This window comes from Micromonospora sp. DH14, assembly GCF_029809455.1.
Taxonomy (GTDB): Bacteria; Actinomycetota; Actinomycetes; order Mycobacteriales; family Micromonosporaceae; genus Micromonospora; species Micromonospora parva.
On record NZ_JARVKT010000055.1, the window covers coordinates 1 to 22,720 of the forward strand.

The following is a 22,720-nucleotide window of genomic DNA, read 5'->3' on the forward strand; positions in this document are numbered from 1 at the left end:
CCCCCGGCCCGCTGCCCCCGCGAGCTTGCAGTTCCGTATCAGCTTTTGTCGTTTATGACACGCTCCGTCCCGACAGAAAGTGCAAGATCGCGTGGTGGGTGGGTGGGGCGGGCGGGGCTGGCGGCTTGGCGGATGCGGGTGCCGCCGTAGCGGACGCCGCCGAGCAGGAAGCGTTGGGCGACCGCCAGCCAGCCGCACACCCCGCGCTCCAGCAGCCAGAGTGGTGCCGCCAGTGCCGTCGTCGGCGGGAACACCCGGCCGCCGCCAGCGCGGCGGCGACCCGTCTCGGCCAGCGCGACGATCCCGACCGCCGCGCCGAGCAGCAGCCCCGGTCGGCGGGACACGACCCCCGCCGCCAGCGCCGGCAGGACCGCGAGCCCGGCCAGCAGGCGAGCCGGCTGCGCCAGATCGTCGTACGCCTGACGGACCCGTTGACCGCGGAAGTGCGCGGCGGCCGGAGGCAACCGGCGGACGTACAGCCAGGCCGGGGCGGCCTCGGTGCCACCGTACGCGCGCACGGTGCGGATCAGCTCCAGGTTCTCGAAGAGCACGTCCGGGTCGTACCCGCCCATGCCGAGGAAGGTGCTGCGCCGCACGGCCAGGGTGCCTGGGTAGTCCGCCCCGAGCGCCCGGTTGAGCAGTGTGCGGCCGGTGTCCCACCAGGCGTGCCAGGGCAGCGGGTCGAAGTAGTTCTGCGGTCGCACCAGATCGACCTCGTCGAGCAACAGGTGCACGGCGGTCAGCCCGGCCTGGTCGTACCGGACGTCGTCGTCGGCGATCACCACGTGCTCGTGTTCCGCCGCGCGGACACCGGTGCGTACGCCGAGCACCTTGCCGTTGAGTCCGCGCTCGCTCGGGTCCGGTGGGAGATGCCGTACCCACCCCCGCCACGCCTCGGCGTGCCGGGCGAAGAGGTCCGGAGGGGAGCCGTCGACCACGAGCACCTCGACCCGGTCGGACAGCCAGCGCAAGTAGTCGGTCAACTCGGCCAGGCCGTTGTCGGTGTGCCAGCGCAGCGGCAGCACGTACGTCATCGGCAGACGGACCGGCGACGGGCCGGCGCCCTCGTGTTCGACCTCCCGCCGACGCGCACCGCGTCGGGTGTCACCAGTGGCGCTGAACGGGGACATGACAAACTCCGTGACGGACAGGGCCGCTGCCGGTGCCGAGCAGCGTCTCCCCGCGATCGCGGGGATCAAACGGCCGGGCCGTTTCGACGGCCGGCCCCTGGGGTCGCGCTGCCCGTACCGTGACCGGTGGGGCGGGTCAGGCCGGGCGGAGGTCGGGCGCGCGGCGGACGTTGGTGACGGTCAGGCCCAGCGGCGGCAGCGCCGGCATCCGGTGCAGGTCCAGGGCCAGGTCCTGGACCGGCACGTCGTAGCGCATGGCGGCGGTCAGGTTGGTGACCGCCCGCTTCATCAGGTCGATGGTGAGCCACTCGCCGGCGCAGCGGTGACCGGCCCAGTGATCACCGCCGCCCTGCGGGACCAGCTCGAACGGGTCCACCCGGCGGCCGGCGAACCGCTCCGGACGGAACAGCTCCGGTTGCGGCCAGATCGCCGGGTGGTGATTGGTGCCGTAGAGGTCGAGCAGCACCCGCCGGCCCTTCGGAAAGTGGTGGCCCTGCCAGTCGAAGGACCGCCGGACCCGGGCCGCAGCCAGCGGGAAGAACGGGTAGTAGCGGCGGACCTCCTGGACGAAGTGCTCGGTGGCCTCGTCGTCGTCGCGGACCCGTTCCCGCCAGCCCGGATGGTCGTACAGGGCGAGCGCGGCGAAGGCGATGTACTGGTCGATGGCGACCACCGGGCGTAACACGTTGAGCAGCTCCACCGCCGCGATCCGGCGGGGGAGGAGGCGGCCGGCGCGGTCCCGGTGTTCGGCGATCACAGCCAGGGCGCTGCCGGCCGGGGCCGGGGCTGAGCCGACCCGGGTCCGTTCGACGAGGTCGGCGAGCCAGTGTTCGGCGCGGTACCGGGCGAGCCGCCCCCGCCAGTGCCGGGGACCGACCGCCGCTGGGGCTTCGATCATGGCGTGCAGCTCGGTGGCGCGGCGCTCGACCTGCGACGTCGGCAGCGGCACCCCGGCCCAGGCGCAGACCACCCGGGTCAGCAACCGGCCCAGCTCGTCATAGAGCGACACCGGGCCGGCGCCCTCCCAGGCGGTGATCCGGGTCCGCCACGCGTCGTCGAAGAGCTGGCCGAGCTGCCGGATCGCGGCCGGTGTCATGATCGACATGAACATGGCCTTGCGGTCGTCGTGCGCCGGCCCGTCCAGGCCCTGCACCCCACCCCGACCGGTCAGGGTCCGCTGCACGCGCAGCGGCATCGCGGTGTCACGTTGGAAGCGGTCGTTGTCGTAGAACAGCTCCGCCGCCGGCCGGCCCCGCAGGCAGATGGTCGGGGCGAGCAGGATCCGGGTCTGGAAGACGTCGCTGCCGTACCGCTCGCAGCGCTCGCTGACGAACCGGTAACCGGCGCGCAGCAGTGCGAGGGTGCTGTCCGGGCTGCGGTCGGCCGGCATGGTCGCCATCGGGTCTCCTCACGCGCGGGCGCGGCTGGTCGCCGCCGCCCACCGCGGTTACCCCGGTCGACGCCGCTGAACCCCGGCGCGGCTGGCCCCTCCCAGGGGCGGCGGAACCTGGTTTGCTGCTGGTGGGACAACCACGGGGAGGGCGGATGCGCGACAACAGATCGCCGCACTGGCGGCAGCGGCGAGCGGCCGGAGCACTGGGCGGAGGCCGCGACGGGCGGTCACTGATCGGGCCACCACGGCGGCCCACCCGTCCGCACCGGTTCTTCACGGTGCACCTGGGCTTCACCGCGCCCGGCCCGGCCGAGGCGCGCGAACTGGCTGTGGCGTACGCCGAGGCGCTGAGCCTGCTCCGCTCGGAGGTGGCACTCGGGGCGGCGGCCCTGTCACCGGCCGACGCCTGGCAGCGGGCCGAGCGGCTGTTCTGCGGCGCGGTCGGCCCGGACGGGGAGCGCTGCGTCGACGTGGCCGACCACCCGGGCTTCCACCACGCCCCCGGTCCCGGCGGCCTCGGCTGGGGCGACGGCGACGGCCCCGGCGATGACTGACCCGCGGCCCCGGGTGGTCGACCCGCGCTCCGGCCGCCCGCGTGGCCGTGCCGGTGTCCGCAGCACGGGCACCGGCACGGCGATCCAGCACCGACGGGTCGGCGGGCGCGATCAGTCCAGGTCGAACTCGCCGTCCTGCGCGCCGGCCACGAAGGCGTCCCACTCGGCCTGGGTGAAGACCAGCACCGGCCCGTCCGGCTCGGCCGAGTTGCGCATGCCGATCAGGTCGTCGACGAACGCGACCTCAACAGCGCTGTCGGAGGTGTCCCCCTCGGCCCGCTGCCAGACCGCCCGAGAGAGGTCGAAGTCGCCCTTGGGGTGCTGCGCCATGGTTCTTTCCTCCAGTGCCGAGGGTCGTCTGGTGACCGGGTGCCGATCCCCATCGGGCAGGATAAGCGGATGCCGAGCCTGACCCGTGTAGAGGCGACCGCGCGTGGCGCGGCGATTACTGTCGAGTCCTATCAGGTGGACCTCGATCTGACCGGTGACGGTGACGTGTTCCGTTCCCGCGTCGAGATCCGGTTCCGGGCGACCGCCGGCGCCGCGACCTTCGCCGAGGTCAAGCCCGCCAAACTGCTCGGGGTACGCCTCAACGACAGTGACCTCGACCTCGACCTGCTCTCCGACAACCGGCTGCCGATCGGTGACCTGGCCGCGGAGAACACGCTCGTCGTCGAGGCGGAGATGGCGTACTCCAACGCGGGCGAGGGGATGCACCGCTTCGTCGACCCGGCCGACGGCGAGACATACCTCTACGCGATGTCCTTCCTCGACAACGCGCAGCGCATCTTCGCCGCCTTCGACCAGCCCGACCTCAAGGCCCCGTTCACCCTCTCGGTCACCGCACCACCGCAGTGGCTCGTCGCGGGCAACGCCGAGCTGGCCGCCAACCCGGCCCCCGGGCGCTGGGAGTTCGCCCCGAGCGCGCCCCTGGCCACCTACTTCTTCTCGTTGATCGCCGGGCCGTACCACGTCCGGCGGGCCGAGCACGACGGCGTACCGCTGGGCATCTACTGCCGCCGGTCGCAGGCCGAGCACCTGGACGCCGACGCCGACGAGATCTTCACCGTCACCCGGCAGTGCCTGGACCGGTTCCACCAGCTCTTCACCGAGCGCTACCCGTTCGGCAAGTACGACCAGGCGTTCGTGCCCGAGTTCAACGCCGGCGCGATGGAGAACCCGGGCATCGTCACCTTCCGCGACGACTACATCTTCCGCTCGGCGGTCACCGACACCCAGCGCGAGCAGCGCGCCGGCACCATCGCCCACGAGATGGCCCACATGTGGTTCGGTGACCTGGTCACCATGCGCTGGTGGGACGACCTGTGGTTGAACGAGTCCTTCGCGGAATACCTGGGCACCCGGGTCACCGCCGAGGCGACCCGCTTCGACCAGTCCTGGACGACCTTCGCCATGCGCCGCAAGGCCTGGGGGTACGCGGCCGACCAGCGCCCCTCCACCCACCCGGTCGCCCCGCAGGAGGTGGCCGACGCCGACGAGGGCCTGCTCAACTTCGACGGCATCTCGTACGCCAAGGGGGCCAGCGTGCTGCGGCAGCTGGTCGCGTGGCTCGGTGACGAGGCGTTCCTGGCCGGTCTGAACGCCCACTTCGCGGCGCACCGCTTCGGCAACGCCACCCTCGACGACCTGCTCACCAGCCTCTCTGCCAGCAGCGGGCGGGAGCTGTCCGGTTGGGCCGAGCTGTGGTTGCGCCAGCCGCAGGTCAACACGTTGCGAGCCGAGGTCGCCGTCGACGCCGACGGCTGCTACACCGAGGTCGCCGTGGTGCAGACCGCGCCCGAGTCGCACCCGGTGCTGCGCCCGCACCGGATCGGCGTGGGCCGCTACGCGGCGGACGGCACCGTCCAGCGCGACGAGGTGGACATCGACCCGGCCGCCGACGGTGGGCGCACCGTGCTGGGTCAGCTGACTGGTGAGCCAGCGGCCCGGCTGCTGCTGCTCAACGACGGTGACCTCACCTTCGCCAAGGTGCGTCTCGACCCGGCGTCGGCCGAGGCCGTCCCGCTGGCACTGCCCGGCCTGACCGACCCGCTGGCCCGGGCGGTGCTGTGGGGTGAGGCGCTGGACGCGGCGACCGACGGGGAGCGCCCGGTCAGCGGCCTGGTCGACCTGATGGTCGCCGCGCTGCCCACCGAGACCGAGGTGATCATCGCGGAGGACGTGCTGACGCTCAGTCGGTCACTGGTCGACCGCTACCTCGACCCGCTGACCCGCTCGACCGCGTTGGCCCGGGTCGCCGAGGCGTGTCGGCGCCTGCTCGACGGCGCGCCGGCCGGGGAGTCGTTGCAGCTCGCCGCCGCACGGGGCTGGATCGCCGCCACCACCGACGCCGACCTGCTCGTCGGCTGGCTCGCCGGCCGGGACGTGCCGGCCGGCCTCACTGTCGACGCGGAGCTGCGCTGGGCGGTGCTGCGTCGACTGGTGGTGCTGGGTGCCGCGGGCGAGGCGGAGATCGCCATCGAGGCGGCCGCCGACGTCAGCTCCGCTGGCGCGGAACGGGCCGCCCGGTGCCGGGCCGCACTGCCCGACCCGGCGGCGAAGCAGGCGGCCTGGGAGATCATCGTGCGGGGCGACGACCTGTCCAACCGGCTGTTGGAAGCGACAGCCGAGGGGTTCTGGCAACCCGAGCAGGCCGAGCTGACCGCCGCGTACGTCGATCGGTACTTCGCGGAGATGCCGGCCGCCGCGCGCCGGCGTACCCCCTGGACGGCCGACCGGGTGGCGGCCCTGGCGTTCCCCCGCTACGCGGTGGCGCAGCCGACCCAGGAGGCGGCCGCGGCGTTGCTGGCCCGCGACGACCTGACCCCCGGCCTGCGCCGGGTGGTGACCGACGCCGCCGACGACCTGCGCCGCGCGCTGGTCGCCCGGACGGCGGTGGCCGCCGCTTCGGCCTGAACGCCGACCAGCGGGGTGGCCGGCCGGCCACCCCGCTGGCCCACAGCCTCAGCGTGGGGCGGGTGCCGCCGTGACCGGCGCGTCCCAGTCGATGACGTAGCGCTGCTCGTCGGCGACGGTCTTCTCCGGGTCCAGCACGGTGCGCACCATCAGTGGCATCAGCAACGGCATCAGCGTCCGCGCTACCGCCCCGGGAGCCTTCGCGTGGTTGATCCGGGCCGCGCGGGCCGCGACCTTCTCCACCCGGGTACGACGCAGCCGCACGTACGCGTCGAACGCCGCCTCGACGTCCGGCAGGTCGCGCAGGCAGCGGGCGAGTTGCACAGCGCTCTCGATGGCCAGTGACGCGCCCTGCCCCGAACTGTTCGACGGCGCGTGCGCCGCGTCTCCGACCAGCACCATCCGGCCCCGATGCCAGTGCGGCACCGGCGGCATGATCTGCAACGACCCGACCACCTGAAGGTCGGCGGCGTTGCTGGTCGCCATCAGGTCCCGGCCCGGGTCGTCGTCGCCGTAGCTGGCGCGCAGCGTGTCCAGCCACTGCTCCGCCGGCACCACCCGGGCCTCGACCAGGCTCATCGGCCGCTGCTGCGGCAGGTTGGCCCCCCACCGGGTGCCGCCGCCGGGCTCCGGCCAGTACAGGTAGTAGCCCCGTCGTCCGAACGCGAACGTCATCGTGCCCGGCTCGGCGTCGACCTCGTGTCGGGGCCACCGCCTCGAAGCCGAGCAGTCCGGTGAACCGGGGGCCGGGTGCGGCCGGGTCGATGAGACCCCGGACCGTGGAGCGGATCCCGTCCGCGCCGACGAGGATGTCGGCGGTGGCGGTGCTGCCGTCCTCGAAACGGGCGATCACGCCGTCGCCGGTCTGCTCGGCGCCGACCAGCCGCTTGCCGTACGCGAACGGCACGCCCTCAGCGGACGCCCGATCGTGCAGCACCTGGTGAAGCTCGGCCCGGTGCACCACGTGCAGCGGCGGCACCCCGGTCAGGGTGGGCAGGTCGATGCGTCGGCGGCCGACGGCCAGGGCGTTGCGTCCGATCGGTGTGGCGATCGCCGTCACCGCGTCGTGGACGCCGACCGTCCGCAGCGCCGCCACCCCGTTGGGCGCGAGGGCGAGGGTGCCGCCGATTCCGGTGGCCGTGCTCGGGTACGCCTCGTAGACGGTTGCGGTGATGCCGGCGCGGCGCAGCGCGAGCGCTGTCACCGGCCCGGCGATGCCACCGCCGATGACGATCGCGGTTCGTACCGTGGTCATGGTCTCTCCCTGGGTGTGGTCGGTGCCGGCGCGCGGACCTGGTGTGGTCGGTGCGCGGGCGCGCGGACCTGGGAGGGAGCCCGGTTATCCTCGTGGTTGCCGCTTCGGGCCGGGTGCCTTCCCAGGCGTCGGTTCGGGGTCAGGGCCCCGGTGAGGTGTTGGCGCACCTCGCCGGGGCCGCTCTTCAGCCGGTGGGGTCGGCCCTGCGGCTGCTGGTGGTGGTGCTGTCGGTGCTGGTTCTCTCGGCCAGATCGGTCAGTTCGGCGGGCATCTCGCCGGTCTCGTGGAAGGCCCGCCAGGTGTCCAGGCCGGGGTAGCTTCCCGAGGTCAGCTCGGCGAGCAGGTCCCGCAGCCAGGCGGCCTCCGCGTCCCGGATGGCGAGGTCGTACTCCGACTCCACCAGGAACAGCCGCGGAATCTCCCGCAGGTGCGCGTCGAGCGTTTCGCGGTCCTGACGGATCGCGTCCTCCAGCCGGGAGAGCCGTTGCCGCAGCAGGTCGGTGGCCTCGTCGGGGTGCAACGCGGCGAGCACTGACAGCCCGGCCCGGAAGCGGGGGTGCTCCGTCATCGGGGTGGAGACCAGCTCGCGAGCCCAGTCGACAAGCTCCGCCCGCCCGGCGTCGGTGATCCGGTAGACGGTGCGTTCCGGGCGGCGGCCCTCGCGCAGGCTCTCCACCGCCTCGATCAGGTGGTGCTTGTCCAGGTTGCCGATCACCGTGTAGAAGGACCCCCACTTGAACTCCATGTCCTGGTCCTTGCCCCAGGCGCGGAGTGCGGTGGCGATCTCGTACGGGTGCATGGGCCGCTGGACCAGGGCGGACAGCACGGCCAGCGCCAGCAGGTTGCCGACCTTGCGCCGCTTCGGCACGACGACCTCCTCGCTCGTCGACGGTTACTCGTCGACGAATATACGCCGCCGTGCGGACTGCCGCGACCCCCTGTCGCGCCGATGTCAGGCGACCCACGGCCCGACGGTGCCGGGCCGGGACGGTCGTCACCGACGCTCGGCCTACGATCACTGGGTGGAGGAAGATATCCGGCGGATCGGGATCATGGGTGGCACCTTCGACCCGATCCACCACGGGCACCTCGTCGCGGCCAGCGAGGTGGCGGACCGGTTCGGCCTGGACGAGGTGGTCTTCGTCCCCACCGGCCAGCCGTGGCAGAAGGCCGACGAGCCGGTCAGTCCGGCCGAGGACCGGTACCTGATGACCGTCATCGCCACCGCCTCCAACCCCCGCTTCCAGGTCAGCCGGGTCGACATCGACCGCAGCGGACCCACCTACACCGTCGACACGCTGCGTGACCTCCAGGCTGAGTACGGCCCGAAGGTGCAGCTCTTCTTCATCACCGGCGCGGACGCCCTGCAACGCATCCTGTCCTGGAAGGACCTGGACGAGATCTTCGAGCTGGCGCACTTCATCGGGGTGACCCGGCCCGGCTTCCCGCTGAGCGACAAGCACCTTCCGGCGGACACGGTCAGCCTGATCCAGGTGCCCGCGATGTCCATCTCGTCGACCGACTGCCGCGCGCGGGTCGCCAGAGGTGAGCCGGTTTGGTATCTGGTGCCCGACGGTGTGGTGCAGTACATCGCCAAGCGGAGCCTCTATCAGCGCTGAGCGCACCCGTTATGCCCAGGTTTGTATGGCTAACCGGGCAGAACTGCACGATCGCGATGCCGCCAGGTGTGAGACGCTTGGAGGATCGCACGCTTGATCGAAGGAGAACGGTGACAGTTTCCGAACGCGCTCACGAGCTGGCTATCGCGGCCGCCCAGGCCGCCGCCGACAAGAAGGCGCAGGACATCACGATCATCGACGTCGGCGACCAGCTCGCCATCACCGACGCGTTCGTGCTCGCCGCCGCCCCCAATGAGCGTCAGGTGCTGGCCATCGTCGACGCCATCGAGGAGAGCCTGCTGGAGCTGCCGGAGAAGGCGAAGCCGGTGCGGCGTGAGGGCGAGCGCGGAGGCCGCTGGGTGCTGCTCGACTACGTCGACATCGTGGTGCACGTCCAGCACACCGAGGAGCGCGAGTTCTACGGGCTCGACCGCCTCTGGAAGGACTGCCCCACCATCCCGTTCGTCGATCGCGACCTGGTCGAGGCCGACGCCAGCGGGTCCGCCGCCGCCGAATGAGCCGACTGATCGTCTGGCGACACGGCAACACCGACTGGAACGCCGCCAACCGCGTGCAGGGGCAGACCGACGTACCCCTCAACGAGCTGGGCCGCGACCAGGCCCGCGCCGCCGCCCCGCTGCTCGCTGCGCTGCGCCCCGACGCGATCGTGTCCAGCGACCTGAGCCGCGCCGCGGATACCGCCGCCGCGCTCGCGGCGCTGACCGGGCTGCCGGTCCGCACCGACGCGAGGCTCCGTGAGCGGCACTTCGGCCAGTGGCAGGGTCTGCACCTCACCGAGGTCGCCACGCGCTTCCCCGACGAGTACGCGCGCTGGCGGGCCGGCGACCCCGACCCGGGCGCGGACCTGGAGCCCCTGCGCGACCTCGGCGAACGGGTCGGTGCCGCGTTGCAGGAGGCAGCCGACGCGGCCGCGGGCGGCACCGTGGTGATCGCCACGCACGGTGGCGGCTCCCGGCAGGGCATCGGTCACCTGCTCGGCTGGGACAATGCCGTGCTGCGCACCGTCGGCTCGTTGGCCAACTGCCACTGGACCGAACTGCGTCACGACGACGTCCGTGGATGGCAGTTGCGGGCGCACAACGTCGGCCTGATCACCGCACCGGTCGCCGTCGACGCGGTCTGAGCAATCGCCCCTCGGCGTTCGCGGCCTCGATCGGCTAGCGTGCCGGGCATGCCCGTCGCGGTTGTCACCGACTCCACCGCCTACCTTCCGCCCGAGCTGGTGCAGGCGCACCGGCTGACAGTCGTGCCGTTGACCGTCGTCCTCAACGGCGCGGAAGGGCTGGAGGGGGTGGAGACCCAGCCGTCCGACGCGACAGTGGCACTGAGCGCCCGCCGGGTCACCGCGACCACCTCCCGCCCGGCACCCGAGCAGTTCGCCCGGACGTACCGCCAACTGCTCGACGCCGGCGCCGACGGGATCGTCTCGGTGCACCTCTCCGCCGCGCTGTCCGGCACCGTGGAGGCCGCCCGGCTGGCCGCCGCCGACCTGGACGGCCGGGTGGAGGTCGTGGACAGCCGCTCGACCGGCATGGGGCTGGGCTTTCCCGCCATCGCCGCCGCCAGGGCCGCCCAGGCCGGCGCCGACCTTGCCGGGGTACGCGACGCGGCGCTCGCCGCCGTGGCCCGCACCACCGTCTGGTTCTACGTCGACACGTTGGAGTTCCTCCGTCGCGGCGGCCGGATCAACGCCGCCGAGGCGCTGGTCGGCACCGCGCTGTCCGTCAAGCCGATCATGCACATGCCGGACGGGGCGATCGTGCTGCGCGAGAAGGTCCGCACCGCCAGCCGGGGAGTGGCCCGCCTCGTGGACCTGGCCGTCGAGGCGGCCAGCGACGACGACGTGGACCTCGGGGTGCACCACCTGGCCGCACCGCAACGGGCCGAGGCGTTGCGGGCCGCGCTGACCGAACGGTTCGGCGACCGGCTGCACGACACCTACGTCTCCGAGGCGGGTGCCGTCATCGCCGCGCACGCCGGGCCGGGGCTGGCCTGCGTGGTCGTCCACCGCCGCCCGCAGGGCTGAGTCGTGCCCACGTCGTACGTGGTGACCGGGGGTGGGCGCGGTGTCGGCCGGGCGGTGGTGCAACGGCTGGTGGCCATCGGTGCCACCGTCGTCGTCCTGGAGCGCGACGCCGAGGCTGTCGACTGGTTGGCCGGCCACCCGGCCGCCGATCGGCTCGTCGCGGTGCTCGGCGACGCCGCCGACGAGCAGGTGGCCGAGCGCGCCGCCGAGCTGGCGGACCGGGCCGCGCCGCTGACCGGCTGGGTGAACAACGCGGCGGTGTTCCGCGACGCCGCGCTGCACTCCGCGTCGGCCGACACGGTGCTCGACCTGATCACCGTGAACCTGCGCCCGGCAGTGGTGGGCGCCGCGGTCGCCGTCCGCCACTTCCTGGCCCGCGCCACCGGCGGCGCGATCGTCAACGTCTCGTCGCACCAGGCCCGCCGGCCGGTGCCCGGTGCGCTGCCGTACGCGACGGCGAAGGCCGCCGTGGAGGGGCTGACCCGGGCGCTGGCCGTCGAGTACGGGCGGCACGGCATCCGCGCCAACGCGGTGGCGCTCGGCTCGATCGCCACCGAACGGCACGCCGAATTCCTGGACGGCCAGGAGCCCAGCCAGGCCGAGTGGATCACCACCGAGCTGAACCGGCTGCACCCGGTGGGCCGGATCGGGCGGGCCGACGAGGTGGCCGAGGCGGTCGCGTACCTGCTGTCACCCGCGGCGAGCTTCATCAACGGGGTGACCCTGCCGGTGGACGGGGGACGGGCCGTGCTCGGCCTCGACCCGGAGGCCCGCTGACAGGTTCGCGGGAGGCAGCTGCTCCGCGCTGCTGTGTTAGCCTCCGTGCGCGCCCCAGATGGGCCTACCCCCCGGAGGTTCTGGCTACTTCAGCCACCACGCCGAGAACGACGCGATGCACGCGTCTCTCGTGCGGGATCCGGGGCGTCGGTGCCCCCGGGGCTTCGTCATCTGCGTGGCTGAACGCTGTGGGCCTCCGGTCGGGTCTTCGGATCGACCGGGAAGAAGACCGTACGCATGACAGTCACGTTCAACCACACCATCATCGCCAGCAAGGACAAGAGCGCCTCGGCCGCGTTCTACCGGGAGCTGTTCGAGCTGCCGGAGGCACCTTCGTGGGGGCCGTTCGCCAACGTCCAACTGGACGAGGGTGTACTGCTCCAGTTCGCCGAGCCGCCGGTGGACATCCAGATGCAGCACTACGCGTTTCTCGTCGACGACGAGTTGTTCGTGCGGTGTCTGGCGTTCGTCGAGGGGCGTGGCATCACGTACTGGGCCGACCCGCAGCTCAAGCGTGAAGGGGAGACCAACACTGAGCACGGTGGGCGGGGCTTCTACTTCTTCGACCCGGCCGGCCACGCCATCGAGATCATCACCCGGCCGTACCTGTAGGGGCGGCGACCGACGGTCACCGCCGACCGCCCAGCGAGAGACCGGGTGCCCGGGCCACGCGCCGCAGATCGGCTCCCGCATAACAGATCGGGGCATGATCAGGGCGTTGTCCACAGTGGGGCCGGTTGTCCACAGGACGGCGGCGTCACCCTCCGACCGTCCCGGCCGCCGCCATAGCGTCGCGCTGTGTCGCACGATGAGGAGACAGAGGTACGCCAGCGCCTGCGCCGGCTGACGGAGGCGGCTGTCGTGCCGTCGCCCCGGCCGGCGGCGCCGCCCACGGGCCTACCCCCGTCCCTGGTCGGCCCGCCGCCTGCGGACGTGCTCTCTTCCCAGCCTGCCGCGCCGGCAGTGGAGCCGGCATCGGGCGGCCTCGCGGTTCCGCCCGAGTCGCGGTTGCCCGGCCCGGGGGCGTTCGACCCCGGCCGGCGCGGAGTACGGGCGTTGGCGGTGGTGGCCGCGGTGGTGGTGGTGGGTGCGGCCGGTTGGGCCTGGCAGGCCCGGCCACAGTCGGAACCAGTCGCCCCACTGCTCAGCGACGCCGCGTCGGCCGCACCGTCGGATGGCCCCAGCGCGTCCGGCTCCGGCGAGGTGGTGGTGGCGGTCGCGGGCAAGGTCCGCAAACCCGGTCTGGTGCGTCTCCCGGCCGGGTCCCGTCTCGCCGACGCGGTGCAGGCGGCCGGGGGCGCACTGCCCGGGGTCGACGTGGCGCTGCTCAACCCCGCCCGCAAGGTCACCGACGGTGAGCTGATCGTGGTCGGGGTGACGCCACCGCCGGTGCCGGGCGGCGCGGCCGGGCCGGCGGCGGGCGGTGCGGCACCCGCCGCCGGGCCGCTGAATCTCAACACCGCGACCCTGGCGCAACTCGACGCACTGCCCGGGGTGGGTCCGGTGCTCGCCCAACGGATCCTCGCCCACCGGGATCAGCACGGCGGGTTCAGGTCCGTTGGCGACCTGCGCCAGGTCGACGGGATCGGCGATGCCCGCTACGAGCAGCTCAAGGACCTGGTGACGGTGTGAGCATCTTCGCCGCTGGCCCACCACCGCTGGGCAGTGCCCGGTCCGGGCCCCCGGCCGAGCAGGCTCAGGCCGCGTCGCCAGCTGGCGGGGCTCAGCCCACGTCCTCGGCTGGGTCGGAGCCGATTGTGTCGCTGGCTGGTCGGGCCCGCTCCGAGCTGCCGGATCTGCGACTGGCGGGGCTCGCCGTGGCGGCCTGGCTCACCGCGCTCGCCGGCCTGCACCTCGGCAGCCGCACCGTGCTGCTGGTGGCCGGCACGGCGGCCGGGCTGACGGCGGTTGGCGCCGGGCACCTGCTCGGCCGCCTCGGCGATCCTCGAGCCGTGGTGCGGCGTTACGGGTGGGTGGCGGTGGCGGTGGGCCTCGGCGTGGTCTGCGGTGGTGCGGCCACCGCCGCCCGGCTCGCCGTCCGCGACGCGCCGCCGATCCGGGCCCTCGCCGAGCAGCGGGCTCCGGTCACCGCCGACCTGGTCGTCCGGGACGACCCACGCCCGATCCGCAGCGCCGGTCGGCCGGGCATGTTGCTGGTGTCGACGCAGTTGGTCCGGCTCACCGGCCCGGACGGCCGGCGGGTCCAGGCGTCGGTGCGGCTGCTCGTGCTGACGACCGACCCGGCCTGGCGGGGCCTGCTGCCCGGGCAGCGCCTCGCCGCCGACGGCCGGCTCGGCGTTCCGCGCGGTGGCGACCTCACCGCAGCGGTGCTCAGCACCAACGGTCCACCGCTGCGGCACGGCGCGCCGTCCTGGGCGCAGCGTGCCGCCGGGGTGCTGCGTAGCGGCCTGCAACGCGCCTGCGCGCCGCTGCCCGATGACCCCGGTGGGCTGCTGCCCGGTCTGGTGGTGGGCGACACCAGCCGACTACCACCCGCCGTCGAGGAGGACTTCCGAGCCACCGGGATGACACACCTCAACGCGGTCTCCGGTTCCAACGTCGCGATAGTGGTGGGTGCGGTGTTGCTGCTGGCCCGGTGGGCACGGGCCGGTCCGTGGCTCGCCGCCGCGCTCTGTGGGGTGGCGCTGGTGGGGTTCGTCATCCTGGTCCGCCCGTCGCCTAGCGTCGTACGGGCCGCCACGATGGGGGCGATCGGGCTCGCCGCGCTCGCCGCCGGTCGTCCTCGGGCGGCGCTGCCCGCGTTGGCCGCCGCCGTGACCGTGCTGGTGCTCGTCGACCCGGAGTTGGCCGGGGATCCCGGGTTCGCGCTCTCCGTGCTGGCCACCGGTGGCCTGCTGCTGCTCGCGCCGCGCTGGCGGGACGGGTTGCGGCGGCGAGGCGTACCACCGGGGCTGGCCGAGGCGCTGGCCGTGCCGGCGGCTGCCCAACTTGCCTGCGGCCCGGTCGTCGCCGGGATCTCCGGCACGGTGAGCGTGGTGGCGGTGCCCGCCAACCTGTTGGCGGTGCCGGCCATCGCGCCAGCGACAGTGCTGGGCGTGCTGGCGGCACTGGTGTCGCCGATCTGGCCGGCCGGTGCCGGGTTCGTCGCCTGGCTGGCGAGTTGGCCGGCCTGGTGGTTGGTGCTCATCGCCCGGCAGGGGGCTCGGCTGCCGGGCGGCACCCTGCCGTGGCCGGGTGGTGTGCCCGGGGCCCTGCTGCTGACCGGGCTGACAGTTGCGCTGCTGATTGCGGTGCGCCGACCACTCGTCCGCCGACTGGTGGCGGTGGTCGGTGTCGCCGCGGTGCTGGGTGCCCTGCCGGTGCGGCTGGTGGCCGCCGGCTGGCCGCCCGACGGTTGGGTGGTGGTGGCCTGTGCGGTCGGGCAGGGCGACGCAGTGGTGCTTCCGGTCGGCAGCGGCCGGGCCGTGGTGGTGGACGCAGGGCCGGAACCGGGTGCGGTGGACGGTTGCCTGCGTCGGCTCGGCGTGCGGGAGGTGCCCCTGCTGGTGATCAGCCACTTTCACGTGGATCACGTGGGCGGGGTGGCCGGGGTGTTCCGGGGGCGGCGGGTGGGTGCCGTGCTGACGCCGTCATCGACGGACCCGGAGAGCGGCCGGGACCTGGTCCGGGCGGCGGCCACCGGCGGGCGGGCCGCGCTGCTGACCACCGTGGCCGGCGCTCGCCATCCCGTGGGCGGGGTCGACCTGTTGGTGCTCGGCCCGCCGTACCCGCTGGCGGGGACCAGATCCGACCCGAACAACAACTCCCTGGTGCTGCGCGCCACGGTGGCCGGGGTGCGGATCCTGCTGGCCGGCGACGCGGAGACCGAGGAGCAGCACGCGATGGTGACCCGGGCGACGCCCGGCCAGTTGAGGGCGGACGTGTTGAAGGTCGCGCACCACGGTTCGGCGTATCAGGACCCGGGCTTCCTCGACGCGGTACGGCCGGCGGTGGCGCTCGTGCCGGTGGGCACCGGCAACACCTACGGGCACCCGAGCCCGGGGCTGCTCGCCCGACTGGACAGCGGCGGCGTCCGGGTGCTGCGTACCGACACGGACGGCGATGTGGCGGCGGTCCGAACGGGCAACGGTCTGGCGGTGGCCCGGCGAGGTCTGCCCGCGGGCCGTCAGCCCTGAGCCGCACTCCGATTCGATGAACGATTTGCGGATTAAGAAGGTAATTGACATAGATGTCTGGATTTGCACTGTGTGCGGGCTGCGCCGACCAAGCAGCGAATGAGCAGGCACGATCCCGCCGCAGGCCGTGCGAATATGGGCGACGTGACCCCCGCCAGCCTCGCCCCCATTCTGCTCGTCCTCGGTGACGAGGAACTGCTCGCCACGCGCGCGGTCACCGAAGCTGTCGCGAAGGTTCGCGGCGTCGACCCCGAGGTGGACGTCCGCGAGTACCAGGCCAGTGCGCTCACCGTCGGTGAGATCGCCGAGATGCTCAGCCCCTCACTGTTCGGCGGACGGCGGCTGCTGATCCTGCGCTCCGGCCAGGACGCCCGCAAGGACCTGGTCGCCGCGCTGTTGGCGTACGCGAAGAATCCCGACCCCGACGTCCAACTGCTGGTGCTGCACCTGGGCGGCGCGAAGGGCAAGGCGTTCGCCGACGGCCTGCGGGCGGCTGGCGCGACGGTGGTCCCAGCCGGCAAGCTCAAGGGGCACCGCGAGCGGGTGGCCTTCGTCCGTGACGAGATCCGTCGGGCCGGCGGCAAGTGCACCGACGACGCCGCCGAGGCGCTGATCGCCGCCGTCGGCAACGACCTGCGCGAGTTGGCCGCAGCCTGCTCCCAACTGATCGCCGACACCGATGGGCGGATCAGCGCCGAGACGGTGTCCCGTTACTACCGGGGCCGGGTCGAGGTGACCGGCTTCACCGTGGCGGACGCCACAATGATCGGCGACGTGCCGGCCGCGCTCGAGGCACTGCGCTGGGCCCTGCACGTCGGGGTCGACCCGGTGCCCATCGCCGACGCGCTGGCCGACGGGGTGCGGACGGTCGCCCGGGTGGCGTCGGCCGGGCGGGGCAGCCCGTACCAGCTCGCCAGCAGCCTCGGCATGCCCGCCTGGAAGATCGAGCGGGCGCAGCGGCAGGGGCGGGGCTGGACGCCGGAAGGGCTGGTCCGGGCCATGCAGGTCGCCGCCGAGTGCAACGCGGCCGTCAAGGGCGGCTCCGACGACCGGGCGTACGCCCTGGAACGTGCGGTCTTCTCGGTCGCGGCGGCCCGGCAGGGCAGCACCAGGTGACGGGGGCGAACCGCCCGGTGTGGGCCACCATGTCCGTGGACGAGGAGCGGTACCGGCCGCTCTACGCTCGGCTCCTCGGCCTGCGGTTCGTCAACCCCGGTGGCGTGCTGTGCTTCCTCTTCTTCGAGGGTGCCATCGCCCTGGCGGTCCTGCTCGCCCTCGCCGAGTTGGTCAGCTGGTGGGCGGTGCTGGTGCTGCCGGTCGTGGTGGCGGCCATGGTCAAGCTCAACGACATGGTGGCCGCGGTCGTGGTCCGTTCCGCCGCGCTCGTACCCGAGCAGGAACGGGACCGGTTTCGCCGGCAGATGGAACCGGTGGTCGGCCGAGCCCGGGTGGAGTGGATCTCGCACAGCGTTCCCGGCGTGGTGATCACCGCCGACCCGCCGCCACCGCAGCGGCGGGCCAACCCGTCAGACTGAGCGCCGGTCCTCGTCGGGGTCACGCACCGAACGGCCGGCCCGGAGAAGCCCGGCCGACCGGTAGCCCGGCGCTGTTCGAGGAGGCATGTCGACGACTACCAGGACACACGGAAGCCCCGGGCCTGGGCCCGGGGCTTTCCGAATCAGTCTGACGGTGAAGTCGTCAGGCGGAGAGCGCCACCACGCGCTTTGCGATCGCGGACTTGCGGTTCGCGGCCTGGTTGGAGTGGATCACGCCCTTGCTGACAGCCTTGTCCAGCTTGCGAGAGGCGTCCAGCATGAGCGCGGTCGCCTTCTCGACGTCACCGGCCTCGGCAGCCTCGTGGAACTTCCGGACGGCGGTCTTCAGCGACGACTTGACCGACTTGTTGCGCAGCCGGGCCTTCTCGTTCTGCCGGTTGCGCTTGATCTGGGACTTGATGTTCGCCACGCGACAGCCTCGTCTTGATAGCTCGGGTTGGTCAGCTTATTGCGCGTGATGACGAACATGCGTCACCGCTGCGCGAAGAGCCAGGTTACCAGGTCGCCCGGGACGAGCCAAAACGGCTCGGCCCGAACGCGGTCCGCCCGGGTCGCGGGGCTCACCCGGACGCTCAATGCTTGATCCACTCGCCTTCCTGCAAACCGGGCCATCCGACCACGGCTGACAGCCCGACTTCAAGAAACCCGAGTCGATCACGAGCCGCCGGGCCCCCGGGGCTGCCGGGGCCGCCGGGGCTGCCGGGCCGCCGGGGCTGCCGGGCCGCCGTCATTGCCAGTTCTGGCGGTCGGCCAGCCAGCTGAGCGACTGCTCGCCGCTCCACCGCTGGTGCGCGCGCCGGTGCGGCGAGGCCGTGGGCGGTGCGGCCGCCGCGCCGGTGAGGTAGTAGCCGGCCAGTGCCGCGAGCGTGGCGTCCAACGCGTCGGCGGGTGCGCCCGCGCACGCCGGGTGCGCGGCGAAGAGCCGGTCCGCGTCCAGCCCACTCGCGTAGGCGGTGAGCAGCAGGCCGGCCAGGTCGAACCAGGCGGGCCCGGAGCAGACCCAGGTCCAGTCGCAGAACCAGGCTCGGCCGTCCGACCCGATCAACACGTTGTCGAGCCGCAGGTCGCCGTGGATCAGGCCGGTCGCCCCGGCGGCGTACCGGGGGAGGAGCGACTCCAACTCCACCAGCTCGGGCAGCCGGGCCAGCAGCGGCGCGGGCAGTGGTGGGGTCGGCTCGCGGCCGGCGGCGACCTCCTCCCACCAGAGGATGTCCGACCGGGCCAGGTCGGCCAGGCGCGGCAGGCCCAGCGCGGTCAGCTCGGCCGGCGGGTCGGCCAGGGCGGCGGCGACCTGCGCGTACCCGGTGAGGGTGGCGTCCAGCTCGGCGGGCAGCCAGGGCAGGCTCGGGGTGTGCCCGTCGACGGCGTCGGTGCACAGCACGAACCAGCCGGCCGCGGAGAGGGTCCACCGGGGGCGGGGCGCCGGCAGGTCCACCGGCAGCCGGTCGAGGATCGCGGCCTCTCGGGCGTACCAGTCGACCAGATGCGGTTGCTCGGCGGCGGGTGCGGCCTTGACGAAGGCCCGACCACCGTCGGCGGTGTCGAGCACGGCGGCGAACCCCCTGGTGAAGCCCGCGCCCGCGACCCGGGCGGTGACCACCGGCGCGCCGAGCCGGTCGGCGACCGCGGCCCGCAGCGCCGCCGGCAACGCCGGCCACGACGGGCGCTGGGCGCTCGCGTGGTACGGCACCGGCGGCAGTTGGGGCGAGGACACCCCACCATGCTGCCCTGGGGTACGTGCACGACGCACGGCGGCACTGCCAGACTGCCAAGCCATGAGGACCGAGGACTTCTGGCAGCTGATCGACGAGGCGCGGGCGGGCGGCGGTGGTGAGCCCGGCCCGGTCGCCGCGCGGGCCGTCGCGCTGCTCGCCGAGCGCGACCCGGAGGACATCATCGGGTACGCACGGCACCAGACGAGGGTGCTCGCCGCCTCGCACAAGGCGGATCTGTGGGGCGCGGCGTACCTGATCAACGGTGGTGCCTCGGCCGACGGCTTCGAACACTTCCGGGGCTGGCTGATGACGCAGGGGCGTGCCGTCTTCGCCCGCGCCGTCGCCGAACCGGACTCGCTGGCCGAATTGCCCCAGGTGCGGGCGGCCTCGCTCACCGGCGAGGAGTTCTCCGCCGAGCAGATGCTCTCGGTGCCCTGGGACGCGTACCGCAAGGCCACCGCTACCAACCTGCCGGCGGACCGTGACCCGGTGCGGACGCCCGACCTCAACGACTTCTGGGACTTCGACGACGAGGACGAGGCGCGCCGGCGGCTGCCCCGGCTGGCCGCGCTCTTCGTCGAGCCGCCGATGGAGTGAGGGGTTCTCGGGCCGATCCATCGCCCGCGCAGTGGGGGCACCCCGGCGGCGTGGGAACATAGAGGGGGTCGGCGGCGCGCCGGCCTGTTCACGTCAGCCGACCAGAACGGACCGCTGTGCCACCGAAGCTCGATCCCGGCGCGAACGCCCCTGGTGCCACCGACCCCGGTCGCATCCGGAACTTCGGCATCATCGCCCACATCGACCACGGGAAGTCGACCCTGGCCGACCGGATGTTGCAGCTCACCGGTGTGGTCGACCCCCGGCAGATGCGCGCGCAGTACCTGGACCGGATGGACATCGAGCGCGAGCGCGGCATCACCATCAAGAGCCAGGCCGTCCGCATGCCGTGGACGATCCGCGAGGGTGAGCGGGCCGGCGAGCACGCCGTGCTCAACATGATCGACACCCCGGGGCACGTGGACTTCACCTACGAGGTGTCCCGGTCGCTGGCCGCCTGTGAGGGCGCTGTGCTGCTGGTCGACGCCGCCCAGGGCATCGAGGCGCAGACCCTGGCCAACCTCTACCTGGCCCTCGAGAACGACCTGCGCATCATTCCGGTGCTCAACAAGATCGACCTGCCGGCCGCGCAGCCGGAGAAGTACGCCGAGGAGTTGGCGCACCTCATCGGCGGCGACCCCGCCGACTGCATCCGGGTCTCCGGCAAGACCGGCGAGGGCGTCCCGCACCTGCTCGACGAGATCGTCCGGCAGTTCATCCCACCGGTCGGCGACGCCGAGGCGCCCGCCCGGGCGATGATCTTCGATTCGGTGTACGACGTCTACCGTGGTGTCGTCACCTACGTCCGGGTCATCGACGGCCGGATCAGCGCCCGCGAGCGGATCAAGATGATGTCCACCGGTGCGGTGCACGAGCTGCTGGAGATCGGCGTCATCTCACCGGAGATGGTCAAGGCCGAGGCGCTCGGCGTCGGCGAGGTCGGCTACCTGATCACCGGCGTGAAGGACGTCCGGCAGTCCCGGGTCGGTGACACCGTCACCATCAACAGCCGGCCGGCGGCCGAGCCGCTCGGCGGCTACAAGGACCCGAAGCCGATGGTCTACTCCGGCCTCTACCCGATCGACGGGTCCGACTACCCCAACCTGCGCGAGGCGTTGGACAAGCTCAAGCTCAACGACGCCGCGCTGGACTACGAGCCGGAGACCTCCGGCGCGCTCGGCTTCGGCTTCCGCTGCGGCTTCCTCGGTCTGCTCCACCTGGAGATCATCCGGGAGCGGTTGGAGCGCGAGTACAACCTCGACCTGATCTCCACCGCCCCGAACGTCGTCTACCGGGCGATCACGGACGACGGCGCGGAGATCGTGGTGACCAACCCGAGCGAGTACCCCACCGGCAAGATCGTTGAGGTGTACGAGCCAGTGGTCCGGGCCACCGTGCTGACGCCGAACGACTACGTGGGCGCGGTGATGGAGCTGTGCCAGGGCCGGCGCGGCACCCTGCTCGGTATGGACTACCTCTCCGCGGACCGGGTGGAGCTGCGCTACACGCTGCCCCTCGCGGAGATCATCTACGACTTCTTCGACCAGCTGAAGAGCCGTACCAAGGGCTACGCGTCGCTCGACTACGAGCCCTCCGGCGAGCAGGCGTCCGACCTGGTGAAGGTGGACATCCTGCTGCACGGCGAGCCGGTGGACGCGTTCAGCGCCATCGTGCACAAGGACAAGGCGTACAACTACGGCGTCACCATCGCCGCGAAGCTGCGCACGTTGATCCCGCGCCAGCAGTTCGAGGTGCCGATCCAGGCGGCCATCGGCAGCCGGGTCATCGCCCGCGAGACCATCCGGGCGATCCGCAAGGACGTGCTCGCCAAGTGCTACGGCGGTGACATCAGCCGCAAGCGCAAGCTGCTGGAAAAGCAGAAGGAAGGCAAGAAGCGGATGAAGATGGTCGGCCGGGTCGAGGTGCCGCAGGAGGCCTTCATCGCCGCCCTCTCCTCCGAGTCCGGCGACGGCAAGGCCGCCGGCAAGAAGTAGTTCACGACGCGTACGCGCCCGGGTGTCACACGCCCGGGCGCGTCGCGTTTCAGGGTGTCCCGGTCGCCCCGCGTGGTGCGGCGGTTCGACCGTAGGTGCGGCAAATTTTTTCCGTCGCTGTCGTCGGGTCGGTGGGTCGACGAGACCGCCTTCTACCTGTGTGGACGCAACTCAAGGGCCAATCGACGCGCCGCTGGAGCATCGACGGGTGACGCTCTTCTTCGGGTGAGTCGGTTTGGGTTTTCGGGAGGCCGGGCACTTAGCCGTCACGACAGGAAGCACACACCTCGTGTGTCAGACATTCTTAGAAGGAGGGCGACCGTGGAGTTCACCGTGTGGGGCATCATCACTGCGATCGTTGTTGGTCTCATCGTCGGCGCGCTCGGCCGTCTGGTCGTCCCGGGCCGGCAGAACATGCCGATCTGGCTGCACATGCTGATCGGTATCGGTGCGGCACTGCTGGGCACCGTTCTGGCGCGGGCCATCGGCATCGCGACCGAGACGAGCGGTGTGGACTGGGGCGAGCTGCTGGTGCAGGTCGTGATCGCGGCGATCGCTGTCGCGCTGGTGGCCGGCGTGGGTGGCCGCCGCCGCGTGACCCGGTAACACCACGGCACCAACCCTTACCAGCGACACCATCGATGGGCGCCCGGCCGACAGGCCGGGCGCCCATCGACGTTCCGCCCGCTCCCGTGGCGTCCCCGCAGTGCCACGCCGCAGCCCTGCTTCGGAGATCTTGGACAGTTTCCGTTCAGCTAACGGAAACTGTCCAAGATCTCCGATCGGCTCCGGTCGAACGACGACATCGCCGGATGCGGCGACCTCTCGTCGAACGTGACCGTGGTCGGGGATGGTCCCGGCGCCGGTGGTCGGGCTGGCTGGGAATGGTCCCCGTGGCCCGTGGCCCGTGGCCCGTGGCCCGCGGCCCCGGACCACGAGCCACGGCCCTGGTGCCTGGTGCTTGGTGCCTGGTGCCTGGTGCCTGGTGCCCGGTGCCTCGGAGGCCGGGTGGGCGGGTGGCCGGGTGGGCG

Annotated in this window: 22 protein-coding genes and 1 pseudogene; 15 read left to right on the forward strand and 8 right to left on the reverse strand. The window is 72.7% G+C overall.

Annotated features, from left to right (window positions below; all coding sequences use genetic code 11):
- Window positions 1–38: 38 nt before the first annotated feature.
- Both QCZ28_RS33495 and QCZ28_RS33500 read right to left on the reverse strand, forming a co-directional pair.
- Complete coding sequence (locus QCZ28_RS33495) at window positions 39–1,130, reverse strand: glycosyltransferase (protein ID WP_279520372.1); 1,092 nt, start codon at window positions 1,128–1,130, stop codon at window positions 39–41.
- A gap of 136 nt (window positions 1,131–1,266) precedes the next feature.
- Window positions 1,267–2,529 carry a cytochrome P450 gene (locus tag QCZ28_RS33500; RefSeq protein WP_279520373.1) on the reverse strand — a complete coding sequence of 421 codons (1,263 nt, stop codon included), beginning with the start codon at window positions 2,527–2,529 and terminating at the stop codon, window positions 1,267–1,269.
- Between the two features lie 146 nt (window positions 2,530–2,675).
- Here QCZ28_RS33500 and QCZ28_RS33505 point away from each other — a divergent pair, with 146 nt between their 5' ends.
- Window positions 2,676–3,077: a hypothetical protein gene (locus QCZ28_RS33505; protein ID WP_279520374.1), complete on the forward strand. Its 402-nt coding sequence runs from the start codon at window positions 2,676–2,678 to the stop codon at window positions 3,075–3,077.
- A 111-nt stretch (window positions 3,078–3,188) separates the two neighbouring features.
- On the opposite strand, the gene QCZ28_RS33510 is transcribed toward QCZ28_RS33505, so the two are convergent.
- Window positions 3,189–3,407 carry a DUF397 domain-containing protein gene (locus QCZ28_RS33510; RefSeq protein WP_030336536.1) on the reverse strand — a complete coding sequence of 73 codons (219 nt, stop codon included), beginning with the start codon at window positions 3,405–3,407 and terminating at the stop codon, window positions 3,189–3,191.
- 69 nt (window positions 3,408–3,476) lie between these two features.
- Between QCZ28_RS33510 and pepN the strand changes: the two genes are divergently transcribed.
- Complete coding sequence (pepN, locus tag QCZ28_RS33515) at window positions 3,477–5,993, forward strand: aminopeptidase N (RefSeq protein WP_279520375.1); 2,517 nt, start codon at window positions 3,477–3,479, stop codon at window positions 5,991–5,993.
- A gap of 48 nt (window positions 5,994–6,041) precedes the next feature.
- Here the strand turns inward: pepN and QCZ28_RS33520 are convergent, their stop codons facing one another.
- The 3 genes and pseudogenes from QCZ28_RS33520 to QCZ28_RS33530 all read right to left on the reverse strand — a co-directional run bounded on the left by QCZ28_RS33520 (window position 6,042) and on the right by QCZ28_RS33530 (window position 8,116).
- Complete coding sequence (locus QCZ28_RS33520; RefSeq protein WP_279520376.1) at window positions 6,042–6,668, reverse strand: FAD-dependent monooxygenase; 627 nt, start codon at window positions 6,666–6,668, stop codon at window positions 6,042–6,044.
- Window positions 6,669–6,792: 124 nt separating this feature from the next.
- Window positions 6,793–7,248 (reverse strand): annotated as a pseudogene (locus QCZ28_RS33525) (FAD-dependent monooxygenase); the annotation flags it as partial.
- A gap of 184 nt (window positions 7,249–7,432) precedes the next feature.
- Window positions 7,433–8,116, reverse strand: a complete 684-nt coding sequence (locus QCZ28_RS33530) for a PadR family transcriptional regulator (RefSeq protein WP_279520377.1) — start codon at window positions 8,114–8,116, stop codon at window positions 7,433–7,435.
- A 154-nt stretch (window positions 8,117–8,270) separates the two neighbouring features.
- Between QCZ28_RS33530 and nadD the strand changes: the two genes are divergently transcribed.
- From nadD to QCZ28_RS33580, 10 genes are all read left to right on the forward strand, one after another.
- The gene (gene nadD, locus QCZ28_RS33535; RefSeq protein ID WP_030336528.1) at window positions 8,271–8,867 is read left to right on the forward strand and encodes a nicotinate-nucleotide adenylyltransferase; all 597 of its coding nucleotides are present in this window, start codon (window positions 8,271–8,273) and stop codon (window positions 8,865–8,867) included.
- A 110-nt stretch (window positions 8,868–8,977) separates the two neighbouring features.
- Complete coding sequence (gene rsfS, locus QCZ28_RS33540; RefSeq protein ID WP_030336526.1) at window positions 8,978–9,385, forward strand: ribosome silencing factor; 408 nt, start codon at window positions 8,978–8,980, stop codon at window positions 9,383–9,385.
- Window positions 9,382–10,011: a histidine phosphatase family protein gene (locus QCZ28_RS33545; RefSeq protein WP_279520378.1), complete on the forward strand. Its 630-nt coding sequence runs from the start codon at window positions 9,382–9,384 to the stop codon at window positions 10,009–10,011. The genes rsfS and QCZ28_RS33545 overlap by 4 nt, the downstream gene beginning before the upstream one ends.
- Window positions 10,012–10,059: 48 nt before the next feature.
- Window positions 10,060–10,914 carry a DegV family protein gene (locus QCZ28_RS33550; RefSeq protein ID WP_279520379.1) on the forward strand — a complete coding sequence of 285 codons (855 nt, stop codon included), beginning with the start codon at window positions 10,060–10,062 and terminating at the stop codon, window positions 10,912–10,914.
- 3 nt (window positions 10,915–10,917) lie between these two features.
- Window positions 10,918–11,691 carry an SDR family NAD(P)-dependent oxidoreductase gene (locus tag QCZ28_RS33555; RefSeq protein ID WP_279520380.1) on the forward strand — a complete coding sequence of 258 codons (774 nt, stop codon included), beginning with the start codon at window positions 10,918–10,920 and terminating at the stop codon, window positions 11,689–11,691.
- A 237-nt stretch (window positions 11,692–11,928) separates the two neighbouring features.
- Window positions 11,929–12,303 carry a VOC family protein gene (locus tag QCZ28_RS33560; RefSeq protein WP_112604312.1) on the forward strand — a complete coding sequence of 125 codons (375 nt, stop codon included), beginning with the start codon at window positions 11,929–11,931 and terminating at the stop codon, window positions 12,301–12,303.
- Window positions 12,304–12,489: 186 nt separating this feature from the next.
- Complete coding sequence (locus QCZ28_RS33565; protein WP_279520381.1) at window positions 12,490–13,323, forward strand: helix-hairpin-helix domain-containing protein; 834 nt, start codon at window positions 12,490–12,492, stop codon at window positions 13,321–13,323.
- Window positions 13,324–13,448: 125 nt separating this feature from the next.
- Window positions 13,449–15,827, forward strand: coding sequence for a ComEC/Rec2 family competence protein (locus tag QCZ28_RS33570; protein WP_279520382.1), 2,379 nt, complete (start codon window positions 13,449–13,451; stop codon window positions 15,825–15,827).
- 135 nt (window positions 15,828–15,962) lie between these two features.
- On the forward strand, window positions 15,963–16,943 hold the full coding sequence (gene holA / locus QCZ28_RS33575; RefSeq protein ID WP_279520383.1) for a DNA polymerase III subunit delta: 981 nt from the start codon (window positions 15,963–15,965) through the stop codon (window positions 16,941–16,943).
- 29 nt (window positions 16,944–16,972) lie between these two features.
- Entirely contained in the window at window positions 16,973–17,362 is a 390-nt protein-coding gene (locus QCZ28_RS33580; RefSeq protein WP_030336509.1) for a hypothetical protein, read from the forward strand.
- A 163-nt stretch (window positions 17,363–17,525) separates the two neighbouring features.
- Here QCZ28_RS33580 and rpsT read toward each other — a convergent pair whose 3' ends face one another.
- Window positions 17,526–17,792 (reverse strand): 30S ribosomal protein S20, encoded by a 267-nt coding sequence (gene rpsT / locus QCZ28_RS33585; protein ID WP_030336508.1) that lies wholly within the window; start codon window positions 17,790–17,792, stop codon window positions 17,526–17,528.
- A gap of 318 nt (window positions 17,793–18,110) precedes the next feature.
- Window positions 18,111–19,097 carry a phosphotransferase gene (locus QCZ28_RS33590; protein ID WP_279520384.1) on the reverse strand — a complete coding sequence of 329 codons (987 nt, stop codon included), beginning with the start codon at window positions 19,095–19,097 and terminating at the stop codon, window positions 18,111–18,113.
- A 61-nt stretch (window positions 19,098–19,158) separates the two neighbouring features.
- Here QCZ28_RS33590 and QCZ28_RS33595 point away from each other — a divergent pair, with 61 nt between their 5' ends.
- The 3 genes from QCZ28_RS33595 to QCZ28_RS33605 all read left to right on the forward strand — a co-directional run bounded on the left by QCZ28_RS33595 (window position 19,159) and on the right by QCZ28_RS33605 (window position 22,295).
- Complete coding sequence (locus QCZ28_RS33595) at window positions 19,159–19,695, forward strand: DUF4240 domain-containing protein (RefSeq protein WP_279520385.1); 537 nt, start codon at window positions 19,159–19,161, stop codon at window positions 19,693–19,695.
- Between the two features lie 116 nt (window positions 19,696–19,811).
- Window positions 19,812–21,689 (forward strand): translation elongation factor 4, encoded by a 1,878-nt coding sequence (gene lepA, locus QCZ28_RS33600; RefSeq protein ID WP_279520386.1) that lies wholly within the window; start codon window positions 19,812–19,814, stop codon window positions 21,687–21,689.
- 321 nt (window positions 21,690–22,010) lie between these two features.
- Window positions 22,011–22,295 (forward strand): GlsB/YeaQ/YmgE family stress response membrane protein, encoded by a 285-nt coding sequence (locus tag QCZ28_RS33605; protein ID WP_279520387.1) that lies wholly within the window; start codon window positions 22,011–22,013, stop codon window positions 22,293–22,295.
- Window positions 22,296–22,720 lie beyond the last annotated feature (425 nt).

Excerpts from the sequence above, each read along its gene's own strand:
- QCZ28_RS33505 (WP_279520374.1), top strand. The coding sequence starts at position 2,676 with ATGCGCGACAACAGATCGCCGCACTGGCGGCAGCGGCGAGCGGCCGGA.
- QCZ28_RS33500 (WP_279520373.1), bottom strand. The coding sequence starts at position 2,529 with ATGGCGACCATGCCGGCCGACCGCAGCCCGGACAGCACCCTCGCACTG.
- QCZ28_RS33495 (WP_279520372.1), bottom strand. The coding sequence starts at position 1,130 with ATGTCCCCGTTCAGCGCCACTGGTGACACCCGACGCGGTGCGCGTCGG.
- QCZ28_RS33520 (WP_279520376.1), bottom strand. The coding sequence starts at position 6,668 with ATGACGTTCGCGTTCGGACGACGGGGCTACTACCTGTACTGGCCGGAG.
- QCZ28_RS33560 (WP_112604312.1), top strand. The coding sequence starts at position 11,929 with ATGACAGTCACGTTCAACCACACCATCATCGCCAGCAAGGACAAGAGC.
- QCZ28_RS33580 (WP_030336509.1), top strand. The coding sequence starts at position 16,973 with ATGTCCGTGGACGAGGAGCGGTACCGGCCGCTCTACGCTCGGCTCCTC.
- pepN (WP_279520375.1), top strand. The coding sequence starts at position 3,477 with ATGCCGAGCCTGACCCGTGTAGAGGCGACCGCGCGTGGCGCGGCGATT.
- holA (WP_279520383.1), top strand. The coding sequence starts at position 15,963 with ATGGGCGACGTGACCCCCGCCAGCCTCGCCCCCATTCTGCTCGTCCTC.
- QCZ28_RS33545 (WP_279520378.1), top strand. The coding sequence starts at position 9,382 with ATGAGCCGACTGATCGTCTGGCGACACGGCAACACCGACTGGAACGCC.
- QCZ28_RS33595 (WP_279520385.1), top strand. The coding sequence starts at position 19,159 with ATGAGGACCGAGGACTTCTGGCAGCTGATCGACGAGGCGCGGGCGGGC.
- QCZ28_RS33550 (WP_279520379.1), top strand. The coding sequence starts at position 10,060 with ATGCCCGTCGCGGTTGTCACCGACTCCACCGCCTACCTTCCGCCCGAG.
- QCZ28_RS33510 (WP_030336536.1), bottom strand. The coding sequence starts at position 3,407 with ATGGCGCAGCACCCCAAGGGCGACTTCGACCTCTCTCGGGCGGTCTGG.